The 18,565-nt window shown below is 58.8% G+C and carries 16 protein-coding genes; 7 read left to right on the forward strand and 9 right to left on the reverse strand.

Annotated features, from left to right (window positions below; all coding sequences use genetic code 11):
* Positions 1–67 precede the first annotated feature (67 nt).
* From DX909_RS09415 to DX909_RS09425, 3 genes are read left to right on the forward strand one after another with little or no spacing between them, the layout of a single operon-like run.
* Positions 68–400: a PKD domain-containing protein gene (locus tag DX909_RS09415; protein WP_128544880.1), complete on the forward strand. Its 333-nt coding sequence runs from the start codon at positions 68–70 to the stop codon at positions 398–400.
* An 8-nt stretch (positions 401–408) separates the two neighbouring features.
* Complete coding sequence (locus DX909_RS09420; RefSeq protein WP_128544881.1) at positions 409–1,254, forward strand: hypothetical protein; 846 nt, start codon at positions 409–411, stop codon at positions 1,252–1,254.
* 11 nt (positions 1,255–1,265) lie between these two features.
* Positions 1,266–1,967 carry a hypothetical protein gene (locus tag DX909_RS09425; protein WP_128544882.1) on the forward strand — a complete coding sequence of 234 codons (702 nt, stop codon included), beginning with the start codon at positions 1,266–1,268 and terminating at the stop codon, positions 1,965–1,967.
* Between the two features lie 6 nt (positions 1,968–1,973).
* Here DX909_RS09425 and DX909_RS09430 read toward each other — a convergent pair whose 3' ends face one another.
* The 8 genes from DX909_RS09430 to DX909_RS09465 form a co-directional block, all read right to left on the reverse strand.
* Positions 1,974–2,840 carry a WG repeat-containing protein gene (locus DX909_RS09430; RefSeq protein ID WP_164851235.1) on the reverse strand — a complete coding sequence of 289 codons (867 nt, stop codon included), beginning with the start codon at positions 2,838–2,840 and terminating at the stop codon, positions 1,974–1,976.
* Between the two features lie 389 nt (positions 2,841–3,229).
* Positions 3,230–4,654, reverse strand: a complete 1,425-nt coding sequence (locus DX909_RS29880; RefSeq protein WP_229310999.1) for a WG repeat-containing protein — start codon at positions 4,652–4,654, stop codon at positions 3,230–3,232.
* Positions 4,655–4,769: 115 nt separating this feature from the next.
* A complete protein-coding gene (locus DX909_RS09440) occupies positions 4,770–6,059 on the reverse strand; it encodes a PilN family protein (protein ID WP_128544884.1) in 1,290 nt (429 codons plus the stop codon).
* Positions 6,060–6,112: 53 nt separating this feature from the next.
* Positions 6,113–9,682, reverse strand: coding sequence for a hypothetical protein (locus tag DX909_RS09445; protein WP_128544885.1), 3,570 nt, complete (start codon positions 9,680–9,682; stop codon positions 6,113–6,115).
* A gap of 51 nt (positions 9,683–9,733) precedes the next feature.
* Positions 9,734–11,227: an FtsZ/tubulin family protein gene (locus DX909_RS09450; protein ID WP_128544886.1), complete on the reverse strand. Its 1,494-nt coding sequence runs from the start codon at positions 11,225–11,227 to the stop codon at positions 9,734–9,736.
* A 201-nt stretch (positions 11,228–11,428) separates the two neighbouring features.
* Positions 11,429–11,803: a hypothetical protein gene (locus DX909_RS09455; protein ID WP_128544887.1), complete on the reverse strand. Its 375-nt coding sequence runs from the start codon at positions 11,801–11,803 to the stop codon at positions 11,429–11,431.
* Positions 11,804–11,811: 8 nt separating this feature from the next.
* Entirely contained in the window at positions 11,812–13,086 is a 1,275-nt protein-coding gene (locus DX909_RS09460; RefSeq protein ID WP_229311000.1) for a hypothetical protein, read from the reverse strand.
* A gap of 22 nt (positions 13,087–13,108) precedes the next feature.
* The gene (locus tag DX909_RS09465) at positions 13,109–13,687 is read right to left on the reverse strand and encodes a hypothetical protein (protein WP_128544888.1); all 579 of its coding nucleotides are present in this window, start codon (positions 13,685–13,687) and stop codon (positions 13,109–13,111) included.
* A 192-nt stretch (positions 13,688–13,879) separates the two neighbouring features.
* On the opposite strand from DX909_RS09465, the gene rsmA reads away from it, so the two are divergent.
* From rsmA to DX909_RS09485, 4 genes are read left to right on the forward strand one after another with little or no spacing between them, the layout of a single operon-like run.
* Positions 13,880–14,752 carry a 16S rRNA (adenine(1518)-N(6)/adenine(1519)-N(6))-dimethyltransferase RsmA gene (gene rsmA, locus DX909_RS09470; RefSeq protein WP_128544889.1) on the forward strand — a complete coding sequence of 291 codons (873 nt, stop codon included), beginning with the start codon at positions 13,880–13,882 and terminating at the stop codon, positions 14,750–14,752.
* Between the two features lie 27 nt (positions 14,753–14,779).
* Positions 14,780–16,132 (forward strand): magnesium transporter, encoded by a 1,353-nt coding sequence (gene mgtE, locus DX909_RS09475; protein ID WP_128544890.1) that lies wholly within the window; start codon positions 14,780–14,782, stop codon positions 16,130–16,132.
* A gap of 20 nt (positions 16,133–16,152) precedes the next feature.
* The gene (gene dtd / locus DX909_RS09480) at positions 16,153–16,605 is read left to right on the forward strand and encodes a D-aminoacyl-tRNA deacylase (RefSeq protein WP_128544891.1); all 453 of its coding nucleotides are present in this window, start codon (positions 16,153–16,155) and stop codon (positions 16,603–16,605) included.
* 32 nt (positions 16,606–16,637) lie between these two features.
* Complete coding sequence (locus DX909_RS09485) at positions 16,638–17,003, forward strand: DUF2237 family protein (RefSeq protein WP_128544892.1); 366 nt, start codon at positions 16,638–16,640, stop codon at positions 17,001–17,003.
* 105 nt (positions 17,004–17,108) lie between these two features.
* Here the strand turns inward: DX909_RS09485 and DX909_RS09490 are convergent, their stop codons facing one another.
* Positions 17,109–18,551, reverse strand: coding sequence for a RagB/SusD family nutrient uptake outer membrane protein (locus tag DX909_RS09490; protein ID WP_128544893.1), 1,443 nt, complete (start codon positions 18,549–18,551; stop codon positions 17,109–17,111).
* Positions 18,552–18,565: the final 14 nt, after the last annotated feature.

The following is an 18,565-nucleotide window of genomic DNA, read 5'->3' on the forward strand; positions in this document are numbered from 1 at the left end:
CAAACGTTTGATTGGTAGCAGGAATGGCTTTATTTTGTGTCTATACAAGAGGGCCTGTCGTACAGCAATGAAGAGAGTTTTATCGTTTCTGATCCTCCTTACTTTTGGCTGCCTTGGCTGCGAACCTTTCGATCTGGATCAAAAGAGCTTTCCGGTTTGCACGAAACCTTCCGCCACCATCGGATATACTGCCGCCAAACTGGAAGTGACTTACTTCCTTGAGAATCAGAAAGGGGACGTCGGCGCCATCGGCTGGGATCTCGGCGACGGCCGCAACCGTTCCGGCCCGCAGTTTACGGTATTCTACGAAAAACCCGGGGTCTATACGGTCACGCTGGTGCTCAATAACCAGTGCGACGATAAATATACCACCTCCCGCCAGATTACCGTCACCAACTGAATCGCAGCATGAAAACCTTGAACCGATGGATCGCCGGATGGGGGCTGTTACTCTGGGCCGTGAGCATTCCCTCCCTCGGACAGATCGTGGTGAAAAACATCCGGCTTAGCGTCGTCAACGATTCATCCCTTGAAATCCTCTATGACATCGAAGGCAACCAGCCGACCGACTCGGTCTACGTCCGCATCCGCAGCCAGACCAACGGCCTGCTCAACCCGTCGGCCCAGTACCTGTCCGGCGACCTGGGGCTGAACGTCCGGACCGGCCCCGGCCGCCGGATCGTGTGGCGGGTTCTCGAAAACGGTTACGAACTCGATGAGCCGGTGCGGGCCACGATTCTGGTCAAAGTCATCCGTCCCCGCCCGATGGACACCCCAACGCCCCCCACTCCTACCCGTACCCGCGACACCCTGAGCCGGCGACCCGGCGGCCCGGAATTTGCCCTGCTGTCGGTGCTGGCGCCCGGGGTCGGAAACATTTTCGTGCAGACGCCCCGCCCCCGGATCGGCTACCGGCTCGCCATTACCTCGGTGTGTTACGGACTCATGGCCTACGGCCTCACCGAGCGCAAAAAGTCACGCGACGAATACAAACTGTACGAACAGCAGCGGAGCCGCCCGGCCGCCCAGCCTTACTACGACCGCGCCAATGCGCTGCATCACCGCTATTACATCGCCACCCGGCTGGCCGGAGCGATTTGGATCACCGACATCGTTTCCACCTTTATCCGGGGCGCCCGGAACCAGCAGGAATGGAACCGACGGAACCGGACCGGACCCGCCCGCCCGAAAGTCAGCGTCCGGCCCGGCGCGCAGGCGGGTACGCCCGTCGCGGTCGTTAAATACACCTTCTAACCCGAAAATCTATGCGTTTTGCCGTTCTGATCTGGGCCGTCCTGTGTTTTGCGAGTGCAGGAAAAGCGCAAACCGGTACGTATTCTGCCACCGGCGACTGGGTATACGTTAAAATCAAACCCACGCCCCCGCCGGCCGTGATCCGGTCGTTCGAAGAAGACTTTACCGATAACCGCAACCGCTGGCGGATCGGGCAGCGGGGCGCCTATTCATACGATATCAGCCAGAAAGGGTATCGGGTACGAAAAATGGCGGGAGCCGACCCCCAGACGCCGGCGTTCAGCTACATCCCGCTGCCGCCCGCCATTCAGCTCAATAAGGTCGATACGTTTTCGGTACAGGTGGACATCACCGGGCCGGGCGGGCAGATTCCCGACGCCGGGCTGCTCCTCGGCGTCAGGGACAGCCTGAACTATTGTCACTTCCGAATCAACAACAAACACCAGGTGTCGATCAAGTACGTGATTAACGGCCTTAGTTATACGATCTATATGCGGGGGGATTATGTGCCGGCCGGCGGGAGGTTATCGACGACCAAGAACACGCTGACCGTCCGGAAAACCGGCGAGCAGATTCACTTTTACCTGAACAACCGGGAAGTTCCCACCAGCCCCTACCAGTTCCGCCAGTATCAGGGCAACGGCATCGGCTTCGTCGCCAATACGGACGGGACGGTATTCCGGAATCTGACGGTCGGTATCGGTTCGGAATAAGGTATTTCAGAGGCTGTCGTCCCGCTTGCGTTCGCCGGAGGGGTCGATGCTAAACTGCTGCCCGTCAAGCACGACCACCGCGTGGCCGTCGTGAAACGGGGTGACGTCTTCGTAGATCGGCTCGATCTTCCATTCCCCTTTCGGGTCGATAAAGCCCCATTTAGTCCCTTTCCGGGCGGCCCGGTAGCCGAATTCGCCCACGAAGGCGTCGGCTTCATCGTACGTCTTCACGACCGTATTTTCCGCCGGGATCGCCGGGACGGTCTCCGTCGCTACGGTCCGGGCTGCGGTGGTGATCAGGTTCGGGGCCGGAACCGGAATCCGCTGCCGGCCAGGCGCGGCAATCGGCCGACCGGCGGCCGGTTTAACCGTCCGGGCGGTGGGTTCGGCATCGGTAGCGGACGGCGTCACCTCGGTCGGGGCGGCTTCCTGGCCGGCGGTTCCCTTCCCGATTTCCGAGAGTTTCCCGTTCCAGAGCCACATCAGAACCGCTGCAAAAACCACCACCAGCGTAACCAGGACGGAATTGGAGCGGTGGAACTGGCTGGAACCCGAAAAACCGGCCGGCTCGGCCATTTCGGCCGCCAGCGCCATTCCCGGTACGGCAACCAATTCCGGCATCGGCCCGGCGGTTTCCTTCGCTTCTTCCTTCAGCCGCCAGTCGGTCGAGATGAGTTTCTCCCGGAGCGACAGCCCCCGGGGCGTTTCAAGAGCCTCGTAGTTATGTTCCAGCAGAAAGCCCAGAATTTCCTCGGTAACCGCCGTTTCGTTGTAGGGAATCGTTACGAACAACGAATTGATCATCTCGGCCGAGACGAATTTATCATGGAGATTGAAGGCCTCCTCTATCTTATGACGGATCGAATTAATCATTTCAGGTTTCATTCAACAACACTTCCGCACTGGTTGGTTCACAGAGTTTTTCCACTCGAATTCCGAACCGGGTATTTTGCCGACTCCGGCAGGGCACCTTACACCGTTATTAAAACCACCTGAGACTTAAGACCGCAGTAGAACCGAAAACCAGAAAATTCAGACCAGTACCTCCACCGTCAGGTAGGAGGTTCCGGCCTGAATAATACTAAGTTTCACAATTATTACTCCAAAATTTACGGAAAGTCATCATTTGTTCAACAACTTTTTTATTACCCGGAAAGGTTCGCACCTCCAATAACTATTCCTGACGCGTTGGAGTTGCCGGTTTGCCCTTCGGAAATCGGATTCCGACCCAGCGGGTTGAAAAACACGGAGACCGGTACGGCTCAGCGGTCTTCGGTAAGACGCCGGCCGTCGCGGTCGATAAAAAACTGGCTTCCATTCAGTTCCACGCTGGCTTTTCCATTGTTGAACGGACTGGCAATGTCAAATTTCGGCCTGATGACCCACACATCCTGCTCGTCGACAAACCCCCAGCGGTCGCCTTTCCGGGCCGGCCTCAGACCAAATTCGCCCGGCCGGTCGTCCACTTCGTCATACGGTCGGGCGGTTTCATTCGTATTATTTTTTTCGTTAACGGTAACCGCCGGCGCGTCGCCGGCGATGGTTTCGGGCGAATCTTCATCCAGGTCGGCCGGCGTTACCGTAGTCTTCTCTGCATTCCCGGAAGATTTTCGGGATTTCTCACTCCTTCCAGCCTCCCGGTTTGTGGAAATCTTGCGGGTCGGGTTCGATTTGCGGGTCGGCCGCTGCGGTTCGGGATCGCTTTCCGGCCGGACCAGCCGCATCATCACCCAGACCAGCACCAGCGCCGTCAGCACCGCCAGCCCAATCAGAGCGGCATCCGACAGGCCGGACCGCTTTTCGGGCGGGCGGGACGGACCCGCGGGGGCGGGAACCGGCGGAACGGGAACCTGGGCCGCAGCCACCGAAGGCAACGGCCCGCCGACGGCCGGAGCCACCGGCGCGCTGGTGTAGCCGGTCGGCGTCCGGACATAAGCCGCTGCCGGTTCGGAGACGGTTTTGGACTGTTCTTTTTCCCACCAGCTGAGGTGCCGCCAGTCGGTTGAAAGCAGTTTTTCCTTCAGCGTGGTGCCTTTGGGCGGATGGACCGATGCGTAATAGTGCTCGGACAGATACCGGCGGATTTCTTCCGCCAGGGCGGTTTCGTCGTAATCGACGGCTTTGAAGAGAAATTTCAGGCTCTGGGCCGGTATGTGCTTGTCGTAATCGTCCAGAATGCCTTTGATTTTTCGTTTGACGGCCTCGCCCGAAGCTTCTTTGGGGGCCGGGTCGGCCGGGCGGGGGGCATCGGCCGGTTTTTCGGACGTTGCCGGCAGACGGGGGGCCGCACTCTCCGTCTGAATCGGAGTCGGAACGATGGGGGCAGGCGGAGCGGAATCGGGAATTTTTTCCAGAATGGCCGGAATCCACTGCTCGGTCACGAAGGCACGCGACAGCTGCAGGCGCTCGGCTTCCGTCACAAACTGGTTGACCTCCTTCTCCGTCAGCTGTTTATCGCGCAGCTGCCCCAGCAGAAGAATCTTCTCCTTCAGGCTGCTTATTTTGGCAAAATCACTATTGACCTGCCGGCTGACGTCGACGACCAGCCGGTTAAAGTCGGCCGGCGGTACACCCAGCCGTTCTGCCTCTCCCACCAGCCCTTTCTGTCGCCATTGCCAGTCGGCCACTTCACCTTCGTGCAGGACGACTTCATTTTTTATACGTTCCCGTAATTCGTCCAGAGTCATTTTTGCGCACTAAAATACTTCTAACCCCATGAGTTTGCCGTTTGTTCTCCGTTTATTAATGAAAATCCTCGCTTTATTACCTGATTTACAGTCGGATCGGCCGGTTATCAATTTACTAAAAAAAACTAATTTTCGCTTTTTCCACGATCTTCCATTTTTCGCCCTGAAGCGTCAGACGGCCGGGCTGGTCGGTGCGGATCCGGCTGTTGGGGCTGGGCTGCGTCATGTATTCGCAGGCGTCGTTGAGGTACGAATAGGGGTCGTTCAGCGCCAGCCGCTGGGCTTCCGGGCTTTCCGATACCCGATATACGGCCTGGCTCTCGCTCTGCACCTGAATGTCGAAAACCGTATCCCGTTCCAGCGAGGGGAGCAGGCTCCCCGCACTGAAACCGTCGCCGAGGTCGGCCGTGCGGGCATAGACCTGTTTCGGCTCGAATTTGGGTGGGTGAACGGTCCGGAAGCGATTCGCCGGCCCTGAGGCTTCCGGCTTCTCCACCGGCTCCGGCGATTTGGAAACTACTTCCAGCGGTACTTCGACGGCCGGCGCGGCCGGTTTTTCGGGGCGGCTGCGGTCTTTGTCCCTGGCCTGAACCGCCCGTTCCAGGGCTTCCAGCCGGGCATTCATCTGAAACCGCTCGTCGGGCTGATTTTTTCGAACTTCCAGTTTGTTCAGTCGCTCGTTCAGCTTTGCAATCTGCGATTCGAGTTGTCCTTCCCGGGCCGACTGCTGCGGCTTCCGGTCTTTCACCACCATGTAGGCGACATACGCCACTAACCCTAAATTGAGAATCGACAAAATGAGAGCAAATCCTGCCATAGAAAACCAGTTTGATTGCGAGGAAGAAGGAACCGCTGCCGGAGTTGCGGCCACCTGCGCCGAATCGGATTCGGCATCCGTTCCGTCACTTTGTTCGGCCGGGGCTTCGGCCGTCGGCTGCGGACCCGCAACGGCCCCCGAACCGGCACTGTTGGCGATTGAAGCCAGGTTTTGTTCAAAAGCCGCATAGGTCGGGAGCGCTTTCCGGTGTTCCCGGTTTCTGGGGGTAATCTCCCGAATGAGGAATTCCCGGACGTCGTTCATGGCCCGCTGCGGCTGGTTGATCTGGGCGATGTTCTGGGCCGCCCGGCGCCGGGCCCTTTCCACGAGCTTGTCGGCGTTCAGGAGCTTGTTCTGCTGAATGAACGTTTCGAGGTCTTCATAGGAAGCGCAGTTGGCGCACTGGTTCGACTGAACCTCCGGGAAGGTTTTGGTGTCGGTCGCGAGAAATTCCACGGTCGCCCTGATCATTCGGAAAGCCGCGTTTTCCAGATTTTTCCGGTAGGTCGAATCAGTCTGGGAAAAAACGTCGCGGCCAAAAATCAGCCCACTGAACAGAAGAAGGAAACAGACGGTCCGCCGATTCATTTGTTTTCTTTTAAGTCATTGAGGTTAAGTAATAAAACCGGTTTGAATCGCCCTCAGGATTCGGCGATGTGTTTCGAGAGTTCGTACAGGGCATGTTTCAGCGGCAGAAAGAAATAGGTTTCGGCGAGCGCGTCGTTCGGGCGCTGTTCGAAGCCCATCCGGGCCAGCATGTAACTGTCGTACAGACGGCCTCCGCGCGTGATGTCCGTACCGACGAGGTACTCCACGTAGCGTTCCGGCGTCTGGATGTTATACTCGCTCAGAAAGTAGGCGATGTCGCGGTCGAGCAGCGTCAGTTCCAGGAACCGCTGCATGTTATGCAGCACCGAGTGATGAAACTCCTGGTTCGGGCTGACCTCACCGACCTTCGTCCGGCGGTATTCGAATGCGAACCGCGTCTCTTCCGCGCCGGCTTCCGGCTCGTTGCCCCAGTAGCAGGTGGTTTCGCGGTTTTCGTAGCGCGCCCGCTCCCCGCCCGCGTTCTCATACAGCACGGCACCGTTGGCGGTAGTCTCCTTCGGATTGTCGGAAAGGATCACTTCGAAATCCGGCGGCACCGGCAGCTTCGTGTAGGCTTTGAACAGCATTTTCGTGAAGGTGATCAGCCGCGACCGCGAACCGAGCATGTTCAGGTACTGTGACCCCCGGCCCGTGAAGGTCAGGTAGCGCGGCAGCGCCAGCCCGTGCGACTCCAGCAGCTGGACGAGATGGTACACGATGGCGCTGTAGTGCAGATACAGTACGATGCGGAGGGCCGGCTTTCCGTCCTGAATCGACTGGGTGAACTTGAAATGCGGATCGTATTTGAACAGAAGGCTGATGATGTCCTCGGCGGTCAGTTCCGGTTTTTCCAGGAACGTGTCGAAGATGTTGTCCTCCAGCGCCCGGGCCTGGTTGAGGTTCCGGCGGTAGATGAGGTAGTTTTTCACGAAACCGTTGTCCTTCTTGTGGGAAGGATGCCCCTGGTCGTCGAGGCCACCGCCCCAGATGTCGTAACCGGCAAACCGGAAGGAGGTGTTCATATACCGCCCCTGCTGCTTCATGAACAGCATGATGTCGGCCGTTCCGCCCCCGATGTCGACGTTGACGGTATCCGCAAATGACTTGACGCCGTTCCGGACCAGGTAGAAATAGGGCGCGAGCGATTCCGGCACGGGCTGCGACCGGAAGTTGCTGGTTGTGCCGAACACGTTGCGAAACGCCTGCTCCCACTCCTGCACCAGGTTGTCCTGCGTCAGGGGGCGCATGCTGGACGGAGCCAGCCACACTATGCTGGTTTGCTGGATATTGCCTTGATTCAGAATGACTTTGTTCCGAATGAGCAGCAACAGCGTCTCGAAGAAGGCCCGGACGCGCGGCCGGTTGAGGGTGTCGGTCGGCTGGTTTTCAAAGAGCCACTTCAGGTTCGTGATGTAATGGTTGACGCCCGTGCTGCCCTGCTCCAGGTCGATGTTGAAGCCGAGGTTCACCTTGGAGAACAGGTTGTTGTTGCTGTCGGTGAACCCGCTTTTCTCATACACCGTCGTGCGGAGCGGAAACGCGAACGGCGAGCCGAACTCCCGGCCGATAACGGCCGGAACGAACTCCCGCCGGATCAGCGCATCCATCGGAATCAGGCCGCCGTAGCTGGCTGGCAGCCGGTATTTATCGTACATCGTAGTGGCCTCGTAGCCTTCATACGGCTTGTTGAGCGTCACCATCTGCAGCTCGTCCTTATCGAGGTTGGTAACCGCGTCGCTGACGGTGAGGGCTTTCGGCTCCACGTCGCCGAGGCTGGCGTCGGTATAGGCGATGTGCGTGTTGGAGGTTCCGAAATCGATGGCGAACGTGAAGTTCTTGTACCCTTTCTGGTCGATGACGGTAAACTGCGGCAGCACCAGCCCCCGGTAGGGAATCCCGTTGCGTTCCAGCCGGACCTCCATCAGGTCGAAGGCCTGCGGCACCTGGTAGTAAAAGGAAGACGGCTGGTTATCGACTTTCGGCGAGCGCGATTCGGGTACGGCCACGTTGAGCGGTTTGCCGGCGATGATGTTCGGCAGTTCGTAGAACCGGAGGGAGTTGGCGGCCCGGAAGCCGTTGACCGGATCGCTGCCGTCGGCCAGCATGACATGATACTGGTTCAGGTGCTGAAGATCCGGCACCGTCAGCCGGTAGAAGGGAAAGAAGGCCATGCCCGCCCGGAAATCCAGCATCGTCTCGGGCCGCGACAGGTTATACTCCTTCCGGAATACCACATACCGGTTGTTGCGGATCGGGATCTGAAGCGTGGCCGTGATGATCTTGTCGGTGCCCCGGTGTTCGGCCGAAAAGGAGAACTGCCGGCGCAGGTCCTCGGTCCTGAAAAAGTTGAAGTACTCCTTCCGAACCGGCAGCAGAAACTCGCATTCGCCGATGGTGCCGGTAAAAAACCGCTTGTTGTTGATCTTGAACGGTACCTGAATCAGGAAGTCCTCCAGAAAATCGTCGGTCGTCACGAACGGATACCGCACGTTGTCGACGCCGGGGAGGTACCGTTCGGCCAGCAGACCGCCTTCGCTCAGGTTGTTGAGCAACGAGCGCATGATGACCGTCTGCGGGTTCCAGTTGGTGTTTTTGACGTAGCGGCCGGCGATGTCCATGCGGGAGGCCAGGGCCAGGGGCCGGCGCACGTTGGTCGGTGCCCCGTTGCGGCTTTCCTGGCGGAAATGCTCCACGGTGGGCTGCATCACGAAATCGCTGTTCTCCTCGATGTCGTCCAGAACGTCGTTCTCCCGCACCTTGTACAGCACCAGCCCGGGCAGCACCTGCAGGGTCGAATTGCTCTCCCCGCCGATCTGGATCGGTTCGAAATTCGCCAGCGTCGTGTTCGGCTCGACCGGCAGAGCAACCGCGTTATCGAAGAAGGCTTTGTAGAGGAATTCCGTAAAGCCGCCCTTGGGGGCCAGGTAATCGCGGTACTGGTCGTAGAGCCGGCGGAGGTAGGTCACGAAAGCCGCGTCGCGGTCATGCAGCGGGATGTATTCGTTCTGGAACAGCGTCCGGCCGGTGGTGCTTTTCGGCGGGTCGATGAACTTATTCTGGCGTTCCTGCTCCCAGTTGGGCGAGGTGAACACCAGCGACAGCGGGGAGGTCCCGCCCAGCAGCGCCCCTTTGTAGTAGACCAGCGTAAACTGCTGAATATTGGCCAGTTCGTTCCGAAAATCCAGTTCCAGCGCCTTGGCCAGAATCTGGTGCGAATGCCGGACGGGCGTGGCGGTATTGGTTTTCCGGCGCATGGTGTCAAGCCGTTCGCTGCGGTTCCAGACCCGGTAGGTCAGGTCGGCGCTGTTGCCGGCCTGGAACAGCAGTTCGAGCATATCGAGCGCATGAGACACCAGCACGTGGTACAGCGTCAGCTCGCGGGGGATCTGGTTGTTTTTCACCATCCGGAAGGCCGTATCGAACAGATACAGCCGCGCAAACGGCGACGGAATGGAGGTACCGGCCTTGGAAGCCGTCCCGGCCGCCCCACCGGCCGCTCCCGACAGCGTATCCGGAATGTGTTCGATCCGATTGCCCGTCAGACCGCTGTGCGAACCGGTCCAGTCCTGGTGGTTCTGCTGGCTGACGTTCGGGTCATTATCAATTCTGAGAATATGAGCCATGTGGTTATTAATCAGGTTGGGAAACAGTGAAACGAGACGGGTTCAGTCTCTTCACACCGCATCGGATAATTGGCGATTTAAGGGTCCGAGCTTCTCGCGGCAGCGTTCGGCCATCTCGATCAGCAGCTGCATGAACCGCATTTCAGGCTGCGGGAAAGCGGCCTGAAGGTTGTTCTCGATCTTCCCGGCCTGGTCGCGCAGAAACTTCTCGCTGATGCCCTTGTCGAAGAAGCCGGTTTCGATGGGCTTCGAGCGGACGATGGTATTGAAGTCGTTCGGAAGATCGAACGGGTGGAAACCCCGGTCGTTCTGGGCCATCTCATGCAGCCAGCTTTTGAAGTGGTGGTTCATGAAATTCTCCAGCGACGTATAGAACGTGTTGGTTCGGAGGTCCTGCGACAGTTTAAGGTTCTTGGCAAACGCTTCTCCGAGGTTCGCCGGCACGAAGTCGGTGAAGAACTTGGTCGCGTAGACGAACCGGATGAGCGGTTCCAGCAGGTTGTTGTAGGTCTGGTCGTAGAAGTGCGGCAGGTCCAGCACCCGGTCGTTGCGTTTCAGGCCGTATTCGTAATACCGCTTGGCCTCGCTGAACTCCCCGTCGGGTTTGTTGGCGAAGTCCAGAATGGCCGCTGCCGCCAGCATCTCGACGATGTGGGCGTTGTTGGTCTGACGCGAGCCGCCCTCCACGTTGGGATACAGCTTGCTGCCGGGCCGGTCGCCGATGTAATACAGCGCGTCGAGGTTGACCTGGGTCTGGTAGTAGGAAAGGGCGGCTTTGGTTTTCGACAGAAAGCGGTTCTGGTCGATGGCGCTTTCGGAGTTCTCCTCCAGGGCGAAATACGGCATGACCGTCACCGCGCCTTTTTTGGCGTTCCGGATCTGAATCTTCTGGCTTGGGTGCTGCAGGAGCTTCACCAGTTGTGGGAACCCCGCCGAGCCCGTACCGCCGAAAATCGAGCTGATGACGAAGATGCGGTCGGTCTGGTCGTTGAAGGCCCCGGTGAAGTATTTGTAGACGGCCGAGTCCTCCAGCGCGTTGAACACCACGCTGCCGATGTTGGGATTCCCCTTGAACCCGACGGACAGGTTCAGTTTCAGTTCGGCGCTGGTGGGCCGGGCCGAGTTGTCATAGAGCAGCTTAAGCAGTTCACGATCGATGTCGTCCATGCTGCTGACGCTCAGAAATTCCTCGAAGGTGCCTTCGTGTTCGGTCAGTTTGGGCAGCACCGAATCACCAATTTTCTCCTGCGCGTTTTCGGCCTGGAGCGTCCCCAGCGGCTGAACGGGCGTACCGAAAAAGGTCCGGCGTTCGGTCTGGCTCCCCTGGCTGGCGGACGTGTCCTTGTAGGCCGTCCGGCGGATGGCGCGGTAGAGTTCGACCAGCCGGAGCGCCCGCTCGGTGTCGCCGTTCTGCATATCCATGTCGAGCAGAATCGGAATGATGGTCAGGTCGGCCGGGGTGCGGGCGCCGGCCGCCAGCAGCATGGTCAGGGAGCGCAGGACGCGGGCGCCCGTCCCTCCGATCCCGAAAAGGAAGATTTTCATAATTATAGCGTGGCCTCGATTCGGTAACGTTCCTTATTCCCCGGGTCATCCGATGCGCCTTGTCATTCCGACGCAGGAGGGATCCTGTGCTTCGGCGCTCGAAGTGGTTGGTCATTCAGCCACAAGGTCCCTCCTGCGTCGGGATGACAAAATGGTGCCGGGCGAGCCCGGGGAACGGAAGAACGTCTCCCTGCGCTGGCCTTAAAAGGGTGTTCGTTTGGCAAAAATGGAAAACCGCTTCAATACTAACGAGAATATGAAGAAGTAGATAAGCGCGTATAATAAGTTTATCCCGCCGAAGCCCTGCATATAGCTGTCGGTTTCCTCCGCGCCGGTTGCCCCGAGGGCATAGTAGAGCGCGTAGGCATACCCGAAGATCCCGGCCACGACCAGCACAATGATCCAGTGGGGGGTGCGGTAGAAAACCGACCGCCATCGACCCAGAAGCAGGTAGAACAGTGCGGCAAGGCCCAGGGAAACAAACAGGGTAATCACACCGACGGGGGTGAAGATTTCATCGGCGTAGATGGGATCGTTATTCTGGCCCAGCCAGAGTTCATAGAGGGCTACAAACATGGAACTCCTTATTTTACGAGTTTAAAATTCAGGACGAGAAAATCGTTGGTGGAAGACTGGTAAGCCTCCTTGACGCCGTTCATCAGATGCTGGAGAGCAAAGGTTTTGTTCTGGCGTTCGGCCGGGATGCGGTCGTCCATCGTCGTCCATTCCTTTTCGTACCAGTTGTCGAACCGGACCGGCAGCCGGGCCGTAACGGCGGCTTCGCCGGCGAACATATTGTCGACCCGGAAGGTGAGCACGTGCGTCGACTGGTTCAGCAGGCGTTCTTCCCGTTCGCTCAGGCGTTTTTCCGTCGGCACGTTTTCCTTTTTCTGCACACTGAGCAGTTTGACGGCCGCATCTTTCGAGCTGATCGCCAGGTTCTTTTTCAGGAAATCTTCCGCCTGGGCGTAGGTAGGCAAACCGCTCAGATCCAGACCGAGCGCGAACTCGGCCGGCTTACCCGGACGGGCCTCCAGTTCGGTGATGTTATTGTTTTTAGCCCGCCATTCGCCCTTTTTGTTCAGGGAGAAAAACAGCTCATATCGATTCAGGGCGGTGCTGTTACTGAAATCCAGAATTTTGGCCGGACGGGTGGTCAGCATATCCTGAAGTTTTCGATTGAAATCCACCAGCAGCTCCTGCCTGCCGATGGCCCAGAGATAAAACGGCCGCGACTCGCCGGATAGCGCGGTTCTGGTGTTCCGGTAGTCGTAATACGTACCGTTGAACTGCGACCGGAAAGCATATACGGTGGCGCTGATGCCCTGACGTTTGAGCCGGCTGAACTCGTCGTAAATATTGTTTTTCAGCACGCTGGACGCATCGGTCCGGTTGATTTCCCGGTTTTTCCGGATTTCCTCGTCGGGGAAGGACAGGATGCAGTCGGACACCAGGAGGGCGATGTTGTTGCCGGCGGCCTGTTTGCCCACCCGGTCGAAGATGGTATGGAGCTTGGAGCTGCGTTCGGTAGCCAGGGGGGTCGTGGCTAGGTCCGTGACGAAATCGGCCGGCGTGCCTTCATACCGTTTGGCCTGCTCGGCGATGGTCCAGATCGTGACGGGCCGGATGGTATTGGCTTTTGTAATGACCTCGGAAACCACGTCCTTGAACTCCGTCCCTCCGCGCAGGTAGCCGCCCATGCTGGCCGAAGTTTCCATGAAGAAGTGAATCTGGTCGATCCCGGCGGGTTTAGCGGCAGGCGGCTGATCCTCAGTTTTACGTTTCGGCCGGCAGCCCTCGGTCATCAGCAGCAGAAGCAGCAGACAGAGGCTGTAGGCCCGGAGAGATAAAAGATTCATTGTGTGTGAATTACGGATGTTTTCATCGCCCCCGCTGCCTGGGCATAAAATAAACGACCAGCATCAGAAGGCCCAACAGAATCGTATAACCGTCGGCCACCTTGTCGGCCTGATACCCGTCGCAGCTTTTGAGGATGAAACTGGCAAACACTGTACAAACGACGATACCCCAGAAATTCGTGCGTAGCTTGAACCGCGACGCGCCGATACTGAAGTAAATCAGCTCCACGACCAGCAGCACCGCGGCCGCAATGCCCCAGAGTGAGTCGATCAGTTTCGGGTTATGGCCTATCCCGCCCTTGCGGGCCTCCCCCCCGGCGTTGATCAGCAGCAGCAGGGCGACCCCGCTCAGAAAAACTCCGAACCAGTTCAGGCCGTCCAGCCCCGTCGTCCGGGGCCGTACCGGTTTCAGGCCCGGGGCCGGCGGTTCGTTCGGCGCCATCGGCCCGTAGGGAATCCCGGCCGGTGATCCGGCCACCGGCAACGCGGATGCGGGTTTCGGCAACAGCGGAACCGGCAGGCCGATTCCCTGTTTTTCCGGGGCGGCCGCTGCCGATATGGTTTGCCGGTGTATGGCATCGCCCTGGCGGTAGTAATGCATACGACCGTTTTCGTCCCGAAATAGCCCGCATTCGGTTAGATCATCATAATGGATAACCCCCTCTCGCATGAATAAATGACGTAAGACCGGATAGCCGGTAAAACTAAGTAAATCCCGGAGGATTTGCCATCAATTTTATGCCGTTCTATAAAGCGGGGCGTTGTACCTTTGTAATTCAAAATCCGCTTCGCTATGCCCGCTCGTTCGCAAGGACCCAAATCAAGGAAAAATTCGTCGTCCTCGCCGGGCAGGGTCCATCCAGACCGGGTCCATCCAGACCGGGTCCATCCAGACCGGGTCCGGGCCAAGAAGCACCTCGGGCAGCATTTTCTGAAAGACCTCGGCATCGCCCGGCGCATCGCCGGCCTGCTGTCGGGCCACGGTGGTTACAAAACCGTGCTGGAAATCGGGCCGGGCATGGGCGTCCTGACCCAGTTTCTGCTCCCGGACGAACGTTTTGTTACGCACGTCATCGAAATCGACAGAGAATCGGTCCGGTATTTGAACGAACATTTTCCGGAGCTGAAGGGCCGCATTCTGGAGGATGATTTCCTGAAAAAAGACCTCGCGGCCCTGTTTCAGGAACCCGTTGCCGTGATCGGCAATTTTCCTTATAATATATCGTCGCAGATCTTCTTTAAAGTGCTGGAACACCGTCGGCAGGTGCCTGAAGTGGTGTGTATGCTCCAGCGCGAAGTGGCGCAGCGGATCGCGTCGCCCCCGGGCAACAAGGATTACGGCATTCTGAGCGTGCTGCTGCAGGCCTTTTACGACATCCGCTACGAATTTTCGGTCGATGCGGGTGTATTTCTGCCCCCGCCAAAGGTCCAGTCGGGAGTGATCAGCCTGCGCCGGAATGGGGTCGAAAACCTACCCTGCAACGAAAAACACTTTTTTCAGGTGGTGAAGCAGGGGTTTAACAACCGGAGAAAGACGCTCCGGAACGCGCTGAAGCCACTGGGCATTCCCGAGTCGCTGCAGACCAACCCGCTGCTCGACAAACGGGCCGAGCAACTGGGTGTCGACGACTTCGTACAACTGACCCTGCTCATGAAGAACGGATGATTGTCGTTCTTCCTTTTGATTGAAACGATGACTTTTGAGCTAACCAAGGAATTTTTAGAACATATTCAGACCGCCATCGAAGCCCAGGACCAGACCACGCTCCGGGCTGAAATGGAGGAACTGCATCCGGCCGACATCTCGAATATCCTCTATGAGCTGGATACCGAGTCGGCCCGGTATCTGCTGGGTTTGCTCGACCGGGAAGTGGGCGCCGAAATCCTGGCCAACCTGGAGGTGATCGACCGGCGGGAATTTGTCCAGAGCCTGACCTCCGAAGAACTGGCGCAGTATGTCGATGAAATGACCTCCGACGATGCCGTCGACCTGCTGAACGAACAGCCCATCCAGACCCGCGAGGAGGTCATCGCCCTGCTGACCGACCGCGAACAGGCCCGGTTCATTCTCGACCTGCTGCATTATGACGAGGACGTGGCCGGCGGTCTGATGCAGAAAGAACTGATCAAGATCAACATCGACCTGACGGTCAATCAGTGCATCGAGGAAATCCGGCAGCAGGCCGAAAACGTGGAGAACGTCTACTCGGTTTATGTGGTGGACGACCACGACAAGCTGCTGGGCCGGGTTTCGCTGAAGAAAATCGTGCTGGCCCGGAAAAACGCCAGAATCGCCGACATCTACGCCGATGACGTGGTGTTTGTGGAAACCTACCGCCCGGTGCAGGAAGTGGCCGAGGTGATGCGCCGGTATGACCTCGACGCCATCCCGGTCGTCAATGTGCAGGGCCGCCTGCTGGGGCTGATCACCATCGACGACGTGGTCGACGTCATTACCGAACAGGCGGAACTGGATATTCAGGCCATCGCCGGTATTACGGGGGATGTCGAGGAAGAGGACGATACGATCTGGAAGCTGGTCGGCGCCCGTCTGCCCTGGCTGATTGCCGGGGCCGTCGGCAGTCTGATGGCGGCCACGGTGATCAACACGTTCAATACCCAGCTGAGCAAGATTGCGGCCCTGGCGGCTTTCATTCCCATCGTCGGGTCGACGGGCGGGAACGTCGGCATTCAGACGGCCTCGCTGATCGTGCAGAGTCTGGCCGAAAAGTCGGGGCTGAGCGCAACGGTCGGACAGCGACTGGCGAAGATGGTGCTGGTCGCCATGATCAACGGACTGATTATCGGGTCGCTGGCCGGCTCCTACTGCCTGCTCATCGGCGAACCCCGCCTGGTGCCGGTGGTATCGCTGGCCCTGCTGTCGGTGGTGATGCTGGCGTCGTTCATGGGAACCGTCACGCCCATCATCCTGAACCGCATCGGCGTCAACCCGGCGGTGGCTTCGGGGCCGTTCATCACCACGGCCAACGACCTGATCGGCATTGGCGTCTACTTCCTGATTGCCAGCATTTTACTGAAGTTATAACTATTGCCTGCCCTTCTCCGATGATCGCCGTCATTCAGCGCGTTTCCGAAGCCTCCGTTACCATTGAAGGAATCGTCAAGGGCCGCATCGGCACCGGTTTTCTGGTGCTGCTGGGCATTACCCATACCGATACCCGCGAGGACCTCGAATGGCTGGGCCGGAAAATCATCGGGCTGCGGGTCTTCGGCGACGCGGACGGGAAGATGAACCTCGACCTGGCGAGCGTGAACGGAAATATTCTGCTCATCAGCCAGTTTACGCTCCACGCGAGTACCAAAAAAGGGAACCGGCCGTCGTTCATCGAAGCGGCCCGGCCCGAGGTGGCGATCCCGCTGTATGAGCAGGCCATCGGTTTTCTCTCGGCCGAACTGGGCCGTCCGATTGAAACCGGTGCGTTCGGGGCCGACATGAAAGTGGCGCTGATCAACGACGGCCCCGTCACGATCGTCATCGACTCCAAAAACCGGGTCTGAGCACCGAAGTATTTACTCCACTACCTAACCTTATGGCCTCCATCAACGTCCTCGGCAAACCCTTACAATCCTGCTGCACGGCCCCGATGACCGGCTTCTACCGCGACGGCTTCTGCCGGACGGAGGAAACCGACCCGGGCTTTCATACGATCTGCTGCATCCTGACCCGCAAGTTCCTGGACTTCACCCGCAGCCGGGGCAACGACCTGGTCACCCCCCGGCCTGAACTGCGGTTTCCGGGCCTGAAACCCGGCGACCGCTGGTGCGTCAACGTGCTGCGCTGGCGGGAAGCTTACGATGCGGGGGTGGCACCGCCGGTGCTGCTCGCCTGCACCAACGAAGCGGCTTTGCAGTATGTCACGATGGAGATGCTGCGGGAACTGGCGTTTGAGGAATGAGGGACCCCCCCCAGCCCCCTCCTTACCAAGGAGGGGGTGGCTTCGCAGGTCATAAAAATGGCAGCGCCCTCCCCTCCTTGGTAAGGAGGGGGTCGGGGGGTGGTCTCAATACCCCGGATTCTGCTTGATCTTCGACGGGTTGATGTCGATCTGGCTCTGGGGGATCGGAAAGATCAGGTTGTTTTCGGTCAGGCTGGTTTTGATGCCGATGGCCTGGGCTTTGGCTTTCAGCACATCCAGCGCCCGGCCCGTCCGGACCAGATCGAACCAGCGATGCCCCTCGAAGGCCAGTTCTACCCGGCGCTCCTGCTCCAGCGCCAGCCGCATGGCCGCCTGGCTGCCCGCGTCGGCGGCCGTTCTGTCGGCCAGACCCGCCCGCTTCCGGACGCGGTTCAGCAACGGCAGAGCGTCGGCGGTTTTGCCGGTTTCATTGAGCGCTTCGGCATACATCAGCAGCACGTCGGCATACCGGATCACCGGCCAGTTATCCTCCGCGTCGCCGTTGACCGTAGGAGTATCCCTGTATTTGCGGACAAAGTTATAATCTACCTTCACCCCGCCGGCGTTCACGTAACTTGTGGCCAGTGAGACGTCTTTTCGCAGGTCGCCCGGTTCGTAGCTGTTGATCAGGTCGGGCATCGGGCGGTTGTTGCCTCCGCCCCCGAACTGGATCACGGCGTTGCCCGAGTTTTCAGGCGCGTAGGCGTTGGCGAAGGGGCTGCCCTCGCCCAGGTTACCCTTCTTATACTGCACCTCGAACACCGACTCCTTGCTGTTCTTGTTGGCGGCCCGGAACAGGTCGGCGTAGTTCGGCAGCAGGTCGTAGGTGCCCGCATCGATTACCTCCTTCAGTTTGCCGGCGGCCTCGGCGTACTTCTTCTGGGTCAGAAACACCTTGCCAAGCAGCGATTTGGCGGCTCCGCGCGTCGCCCTGCCCACGTCGGCGCCGGTGTAAGTGGCCGGCAGAACGCCTTCCGCTTCGGTCAGGTCTTTGATGATCTGGTTGTAGACCTCGGCGGCCGGAGTCCGCGCAAAGTTATAGCCTTCCTGCACGTCCGTAATTTCCTGGACGATCAGCGGCACGTCGCCGAACACCCGCACGAGGTTGAAATACATCAGCGCCCGCAGGAATTTGGCTTCCCCGACGATGCGGTTTTTAAGCGTTTCGTCCATGGTTACCCCGCCGATGCGGCCGATGATGGCGTTGCAGCGGTAAATGCCCCGATAACCGTCGCTCCAGCGGGCAAGCAGGAACGGGTTGGTGGTCCGGAGGTAAAACTTGTCGAACTCGTCCTGATCGGTCACCGACCCCGACAATACGGGCGTCGTGTCGTCGGACGGTATTTCGGAAACCACGTAGAACTGGCCATACTGGCCGTTGAACTGCAAGGCTCCGTAGGCTCCGCTCAGGGCGTTGATCATGTCCGAAGCGCTGCGGTAAAAGGTGGCCGTGCTGGCCTGCGAAACGGGCGAAAGGGCCAGAAACTGATCCTTACAGCTCGAAAGCGAAAGGCTCAGCAGGGCAGATATGAGGATTTTGCGACGCATATGCATTTGTCGAT

The sequence above is a fragment of the Larkinella soli genome, assembly GCF_003703975.1.
In the GTDB taxonomy this organism is placed as follows: domain Bacteria; phylum Bacteroidota; class Bacteroidia; order Cytophagales; family Spirosomataceae; genus Larkinella; species Larkinella soli.

Excerpts from the sequence above, each read along its gene's own strand:
- DX909_RS09440 (WP_128544884.1), bottom strand. The coding sequence starts at position 6,059 with ATGAATCGGCGGACCGTCTGTTTCCTTCTTCTGTTCAGTGGGCTGATT.
- DX909_RS09425 (WP_128544882.1), top strand. The coding sequence starts at position 1,266 with ATGCGTTTTGCCGTTCTGATCTGGGCCGTCCTGTGTTTTGCGAGTGCA.
- DX909_RS09415 (WP_128544880.1), top strand. The coding sequence starts at position 68 with ATGAAGAGAGTTTTATCGTTTCTGATCCTCCTTACTTTTGGCTGCCTT.
- rsmA (WP_128544889.1), top strand. The coding sequence starts at position 13,880 with ATGCCCGCTCGTTCGCAAGGACCCAAATCAAGGAAAAATTCGTCGTCC.
- dtd (WP_128544891.1), top strand. The coding sequence starts at position 16,153 with ATGATCGCCGTCATTCAGCGCGTTTCCGAAGCCTCCGTTACCATTGAA.
- DX909_RS09450 (WP_128544886.1), bottom strand. The coding sequence starts at position 11,227 with ATGAAAATCTTCCTTTTCGGGATCGGAGGGACGGGCGCCCGCGTCCTG.
- DX909_RS09490 (WP_128544893.1), bottom strand. The coding sequence starts at position 18,551 with ATGCGTCGCAAAATCCTCATATCTGCCCTGCTGAGCCTTTCGCTTTCG.
- DX909_RS09485 (WP_128544892.1), top strand. The coding sequence starts at position 16,638 with ATGGCCTCCATCAACGTCCTCGGCAAACCCTTACAATCCTGCTGCACG.
- DX909_RS09460 (WP_229311000.1), bottom strand. The coding sequence starts at position 13,086 with ATGAATCTTTTATCTCTCCGGGCCTACAGCCTCTGTCTGCTGCTTCTG.
- DX909_RS09430 (WP_164851235.1), bottom strand. The coding sequence starts at position 2,840 with ATGATTAATTCGATCCGTCATAAGATAGAGGAGGCCTTCAATCTCCAT.
- DX909_RS29880 (WP_229310999.1), bottom strand. The coding sequence starts at position 4,654 with ATGACTCTGGACGAATTACGGGAACGTATAAAAAATGAAGTCGTCCTG.
- mgtE (WP_128544890.1), top strand. The coding sequence starts at position 14,780 with ATGACTTTTGAGCTAACCAAGGAATTTTTAGAACATATTCAGACCGCC.
- DX909_RS09420 (WP_128544881.1), top strand. The coding sequence starts at position 409 with ATGAAAACCTTGAACCGATGGATCGCCGGATGGGGGCTGTTACTCTGG.
- DX909_RS09445 (WP_128544885.1), bottom strand. The coding sequence starts at position 9,682 with ATGGCTCATATTCTCAGAATTGATAATGACCCGAACGTCAGCCAGCAG.
- DX909_RS09465 (WP_128544888.1), bottom strand. The coding sequence starts at position 13,687 with ATGCATTACTACCGCCAGGGCGATGCCATACACCGGCAAACCATATCG.
- DX909_RS09455 (WP_128544887.1), bottom strand. The coding sequence starts at position 11,803 with ATGTTTGTAGCCCTCTATGAACTCTGGCTGGGCCAGAATAACGATCCC.